The following is a 6,065-nucleotide window of genomic DNA, read 5'->3' on the forward strand; positions in this document are numbered from 1 at the left end:
TATATAACAGAAGAAAAAATAGTGGCAATATATCGTAAGGTGGAGCTTATGAAACGTAGGTTTTTTACTAACTTATTTATTTTACTAAGTATTTTGATATCAACGGATGCCTTTTGTCAGATAAGGTATGAAGCTCCTATTGATCCAAGTGCAAAAAAACTGTGGTCTAATGATTCAAGTAGAGTCAAATGTTCACTGATTTTTGACATTCCATCATACGGTTTTGCCTCTTTTGTTACCTATTCTGGCAGAAATTTGCGCTCTGCTATGGTAATTGTTCCTAAACTTGGTATCCGTGAGCCAAGTGTAATGCGTTTTATTTCTGCAAAACCAAGCTGGCATTCACATGCAAATGAGACTCTTCTTGGAAAAATCGATCTGTATGAGGGCTTCAGACCTTATATAGGACCTACACTGTCATGGAAGATTTTAACATCACTGTCAGATGGTAATCAGATCTTAATGCCTTATACTGATAAAAAGCTTGCAAACGGTCAGAATATTATTCCATCATTAAGTCCAATAGGATTTGATGATGCTTTTAAAAAATATCTTTCATGCCAAGAGCAGTTAATAAGAGTTAACTTTAATGACATAAAGATGACACCTCTTGTATTTAGAGTTAAAACTGATGAGTTAACTGCAAAATCACAGAGAATTTTAAATGAGCAGCTTGAATATCTAAAACATGATCCTTCAATTATAAAAATCTCAATTAGAGCATATGCCTATGATATGGAGAAGGCTCCTGAGAATGTATCTTTAGCTCATGACAGAGCAGAGATGCTAAAGAAAGCCTATACGTCAATAGGTATTAAAGAAGATATTATTGAAATTGTTCCATTTAATTCACTTACATTAAATACCAAAGAGAGTAATCCTGTTGCAGATACTTCCGTTACGGCAAGAAATGCTCTTATAACACTTGATAGAGACAATGCCATGATTAACAAAGATATGGAAGTTAACGTACCTGATGTAGGTGCAAACACTGGTGAGAATGATTAGCTTTAGAGGTTTTTATGGCTGATAAAAAACCAATTAAAAAAACATCACTGTTTTTTAGAATAAGAAGATACTGCAAGAAAAATACAATAAAGGTTGCTTTTGTAGCTCTTCTTACTTGTTTGGTTATAGGCAGTTCTCTTTTAACCTATGGTCTTGTTTATTACAATTCAGCTCAAAGACAGAGTTATGTTGTAACTGGCGTTAAAGCCATGATTGATGGTAACTTCCATAAAGCCCAATCAATTCTTCTTCGTGCTGCAAAAAAGAAAGGCGCACCTGAAGCCTACCCTTTTTTAGCCTGGATATCTGCAAGAACTGGTAACTTCAACAAGGCTCTTGAATATTCAAGAGAGTGTGCAAAGTACAAGAACCTATATGGTGCTTATGAAATCATGGGTAATTTGGCTCTTTTAGGTTACGGAAATGCCCAGGGCGCAGGCTCTGCTGTATTTTTCTATCAGGAAGCACTAAAGGGCTATACTCCTGAATATATACAAAAATACAAGCCAATGCTGAAGTTTCTTGAGCGTTCAATCCCATACTGCATGAACGTTCAGGACTACGTAAGAATAGTTGATGAGGCATTAAAAGAAGGATCAAGGGTTGCAAACCTGTATAGAGGTGATATCGATTTTTTAGGCCTTGAACATGATCTTTCACCAAGATCTGCTATGAATTACTGGGAGAATGCAAAAAATAAAGGCATTATAGAAGCTCAAAGCAGGATTGCAGGTATGCTTTGGCATGGCTATGGAGTCAACAGAAATATTAAAAAAGCTCTTGAACTGTATGAGGACAGTGCAAAAAAGGATGAACCAATAGCCAACTACTCACTTGGACTTATTAAGTTCAGACAGGGTAAAAAAACTTCATATGCAGAAGGCATGAGGCATATGAAAAATGCTGCAAAACAGAATTATGGACCAGCTCTTACAGCAGTAGGCGTGATGGCCTATACTCACAATTATGATAGAAATCCAAAAATTGTTAATGCAGTTGCAGACATTTTTAAGCAAGCATATGATTGCGGCGATCCAACCGGCGGTATTCTTTATGCACTTATGCAGAACGCAGGTATAGGTGTTCCTGAAGATTACACTGCAGGTCTATCATTGCTATATGATATTAAGAATATAAATGAGGACTCTGTAGTAGGCTTAATCAAATATTACACATACACGAATAAGCCAAATCATAAAATGCTGTTTGAGCAGGTAGTAGAGCTTTGCAAGAGAATATATTTTGGTGATCTTGTTTTCATTGAAGGTGCTCCAGAGGCAACATCCTATTTTGAAAATCGAGAAAAGAATTCCACATTCTTTAAAACATGCTCTGAGGATAAGACATTAAATGACGAGTATCATGTTATAACCATGGGAAAGAATTACGTCTATAAACTTGAAGATCCTGCTATTGTTCAGATTGAAAGTGTACCGCTCTTTTATCATGACATTTACAAGATCCTTGTTATGTACAACCCAACAACAGGTGCATCAGCATTTACTCCTAAAATGGTGGTTAGAATAAATGCAACAGTGCCAAGACTTCCTCGTGAGTATGACAAGTTCAACTTGAAACTTGATGCTATTGAAAGAAAATTTTAGGCACTAATTGCATTTTTAAGAAAAAAAATACTTATTCTTTTCTATAAAAGATAAAATTATTTATTTATCAAATAGATATTTTTTTGTTTTTTTTGAAATGTCAAACAGAGTAATTCATCTTATTTTAGGACCTTTAATATACATCCTGTGCTATTATGCAGTTCCTCTTGATGTATTTGGCAGTTATGAGGCAAATGGAGCCGTAGGATGTATCCTGTGGATGGCTCTTTGGTGGATTTTTGTTCCAGTTGATCTTGCTGTTACAGCATTTATTCCAATTGGAGTTAATGCGCTGTTCTGTCTTATGGACATGAAAGATCTGATAGCCAATTATTCAAGTGAAACAATTCTCCTGCTTTTAGGTGCTTCAATTATCACTGCATCATGGGAAATCACCGGTCTTGACAGAAGAGTAGCTGCTAGGCTTTTGTCATTTGTCGGTGGTAATTTAAGGACTCAGATTATTGTCTGGTTTTTACTTTCAGCTGTTTTATCATCTGTTCTTCCTAATGCTGTTGTATGTGCTGCAATCATTCCTATTGCAGTTGCTCAGCTTAAATTTTCAGGCTTTAAAGACATCTCATCATCAAGACAAGCATCATTGGTTTTATTGTCTATTGTATACGGTGCTGGTGTAGGTGGCCTTGCAACACCACTTGGCGGAGCTATGAATCTGGTTACTGTAAAGTATATAGAGCAGATAACTGGCAGTGAATACATGTATGCTCAATGGTTAAAGAATCTTTTGCCTGTATTTTTAGTCATACTTGTATCAAATATCATATATATGGTTTTACAGTGTAAAAAGACTGATTCTCTTGGAAACACAAAAGAGTACTTTAAAGAGGAGTTCCAAAAACTTGATGCTATGTCCGTACAGGAAAAATGGGCCTTACTTCTTTTTATTGCAGCTGCAGGGCTGTCTTTTTTAAGACCTCTTTATCAAGGATATCTTCCTGGTTTAAAACCAGCTTACGTTTTTATCATTACTGCTATAATTGCCTTTGTTATTAGCACAAAAGGTGGTCATCGTCTTCTTACATGGAAAAGTACTCAACAGAAAATTGTTTGGGAACTTATTTTTGTTTTTTCAGGTGGTATAGCTGTAGGAACTCTTTTTAATTCAACAGGCGCAGCTTTAGCTATCGGTCAACATTTCAGCTGTATGCAAGTGCAGTCTGATTATTTGTTGGTTCTTATGATCCTTGTCTTTACGATCATTTTGTCTGATGTGACATCAAATACAGCAACTGCTGCTATCAGTATTCCTCTTGTAATAGCACTTGCTGAAGGTTTAAACAAAGATCCGCTTGTTTATATTTATGTTGCATCAATTGGTGTAAATCTGTCTTATATGCTACCTACATCTATAAGAGCAATTCCTGTAGGATATGGCTTGAAACCAAAATTTATGTTTAATACAGGCTTTTTAATAACACTAATGACAATCATTCTATCTTCATTTGTGGGCTATTACATGGTGAGCTAAAAATATGGCAGCAACGATTATTGAAGCTCTCCTTGAGCATAGTGAAAATACTCCTAACAAAATATGTTTAGCTGATGGTAATACTTCTGTCAGCTATAAAGAGCTAGTTTCAAATATGAAAAAGCTGGGGGCAATGTTTTACTCAAAAAACATAAGACCTGGCGATAAGGTAATAGTGCAGGCCAGCAGCACTTGTCAGTATATGCAGATCCTTTTGGCATTACAGTTTATAAGAGTAACTGTTGTACCTGTAGCCAGTGGAATCAGATCTGACAGTCTTAATGCAATGATTGAAACTGTATCTCCATCAATGGTCATTCTTAATTCACTAAAAAATGTAAGAGCTCAAGACTTTTTCTATACACGATATGACGTATTTAAAAGCAAAGAAAACTATCAGATGCTTGATAATTATTCTTTGCCAGATAAAGACGATATATGCGAGATCCTTTTTACAACAGGTACAACAGGAGTTCACAAAGGCATCTTGCTTACATATGATAATAACGTAGCTTTAAGTGAAAACGTTATTCATTCAACAAACATGCAAAATGATAATGTTGAGCTTATTTTTGCACCTCTAAATCATTCTCATGGTTTAAGAAGACTATATGCCAATTTATACAAAGGAACAACGGTAGTTCTTCATTCAAATATAACCTTCATCTCAGATGTATTTATAAAGATAGAAAAATACAGAGTAAATTCATTTGATTTTGTGCCATCAGCTTTATCCATACTTTTAAAAATGGCTGGACAAAAGTTTGCTGCGTATGCTGATTCAATACGCTATATTCAGTTTGGCGGAGCAAGTATCAAAAAGAATGAAATAGATGTTTTAAAACACTGTTTTCCAGATACAAGAATAATAAACATGTATGGCTCAACTGAAAGTGGCATAAGCATAGCCATTGAATATAACAACAAAGGCGAAGATAAAGCTAACTGTATTGGTAAACCGACATTTCATTCAGATATATTTATTGTTGATGAAAATCATCAAAAAATTCAGTCATCTATTGATAATCCTGGATTTATTGCAACAAAAAGCAGAGCTAATATGAAAGGATATTATTCAAAAAATGACGGCGTTTCATACGATGGTTTTGTTAACAATACCGTATATTCAAACGATCTTGCCTATATAGATGAAGACGGCGATATCATTCTTCTTGGAAGAAAAGGGTTTGTTATCAATGTTGGTGGATATAAGGTTATACCTCAGGAAATTGAACAGGTTGCATTGAAATATGAGCTAATAGATGATTGTGCATGCATTGGTAAAGAAGATCCTACATTAGGTCATATTCCGGTTCTTTTTGTTAAAACAAAATGTAATACTAATGATTTTGATCTTACAGGCTTTACAGTTTTTCTAAAAAGTCAGCTTGAATCATATAAAATGCCTGAGATAAGGATAATTGAGTCAATTCCAAGAACTGAAAAAGGAAGTGTGAGTTATGTTCTGTTGAAAGGATATCTTTGACAGTTCCTTATGGCTATATGGTGGCACCTCGGATGTCAATTATTTGAAAAAGTTTGATAAAAGTAAAAAAAATAAAAAAAATCTTTGTATAAATAACGCAATAATGCACAAAACATTCTATTGTGCATTTTGTATGCAAATATAATCAAGGAGTGTTCATTCAAAAAATAGGAGTTCATATGACTCTTACAATGAAAAACAAGCTGGTTATATTCACTGCTGTTACTATCTTTATCACTATCTTTGTCATGGGGATATCTTCATATATCATGACAAAGGCGCTATTCTTGCAGTCAGAAAAAGAACAGGTTCTGCCTTCACAGCTTGAAAAACTCTCATCTCAAATTGAAGGCGAACTTCAAAAGCCTTTGATAATCTCAAGAGCAATGGCTAAAGATATCAATTGTCACAGCCCACTGAAAAAGATCTTATTTAGCTCATTTGATTTTTATCAGATCTTTTAAAACCTTCCAATTTA

5 protein-coding genes are annotated in these 6,065 nt (G+C 34.7%); all 5 read left to right on the forward strand.

The features are described 5' to 3' along the window. Positions 1-48 precede the first annotated feature (48 nt). The 5 genes from J5V48_RS07545 (at position 49) to J5V48_RS07565 (ending at position 6,051) form a co-directional block, all read left to right on the forward strand. Positions 49-1,008 carry an OmpA family protein gene (locus J5V48_RS07545; RefSeq protein ID WP_219937966.1) on the forward strand — a complete coding sequence of 320 codons (960 nt, stop codon included), beginning with the start codon at positions 49-51 and terminating at the stop codon, positions 1,006-1,008. 14 nt (positions 1,009-1,022) lie between these two features. After that, the gene (locus J5V48_RS07550) at positions 1,023-2,612 is read left to right on the forward strand and encodes a tetratricopeptide repeat protein (RefSeq protein ID WP_219937967.1); all 1,590 of its coding nucleotides are present in this window, start codon (positions 1,023-1,025) and stop codon (positions 2,610-2,612) included. 97 nt (positions 2,613-2,709) lie between these two features. After that, positions 2,710-4,101, forward strand: coding sequence for an SLC13 family permease (locus J5V48_RS07555; RefSeq protein WP_219937968.1), 1,392 nt, complete (start codon positions 2,710-2,712; stop codon positions 4,099-4,101). Positions 4,102-4,105: 4 nt separating this feature from the next. Next, entirely contained in the window at positions 4,106-5,587 is a 1,482-nt protein-coding gene (locus tag J5V48_RS07560; protein WP_219937969.1) for a class I adenylate-forming enzyme family protein, read from the forward strand. 179 nt (positions 5,588-5,766) lie between these two features. Then, on the forward strand, positions 5,767-6,051 hold the full coding sequence (locus J5V48_RS07565; protein WP_219937970.1) for a hypothetical protein: 285 nt from the start codon (positions 5,767-5,769) through the stop codon (positions 6,049-6,051). Positions 6,052-6,065: the final 14 nt, after the last annotated feature.

The sequence above is a fragment of the Succinivibrio faecicola genome, from assembly GCF_019448115.1.
Lineage (GTDB): Bacteria > Pseudomonadota > Gammaproteobacteria > Enterobacterales > Succinivibrionaceae > Succinivibrio > Succinivibrio faecicola.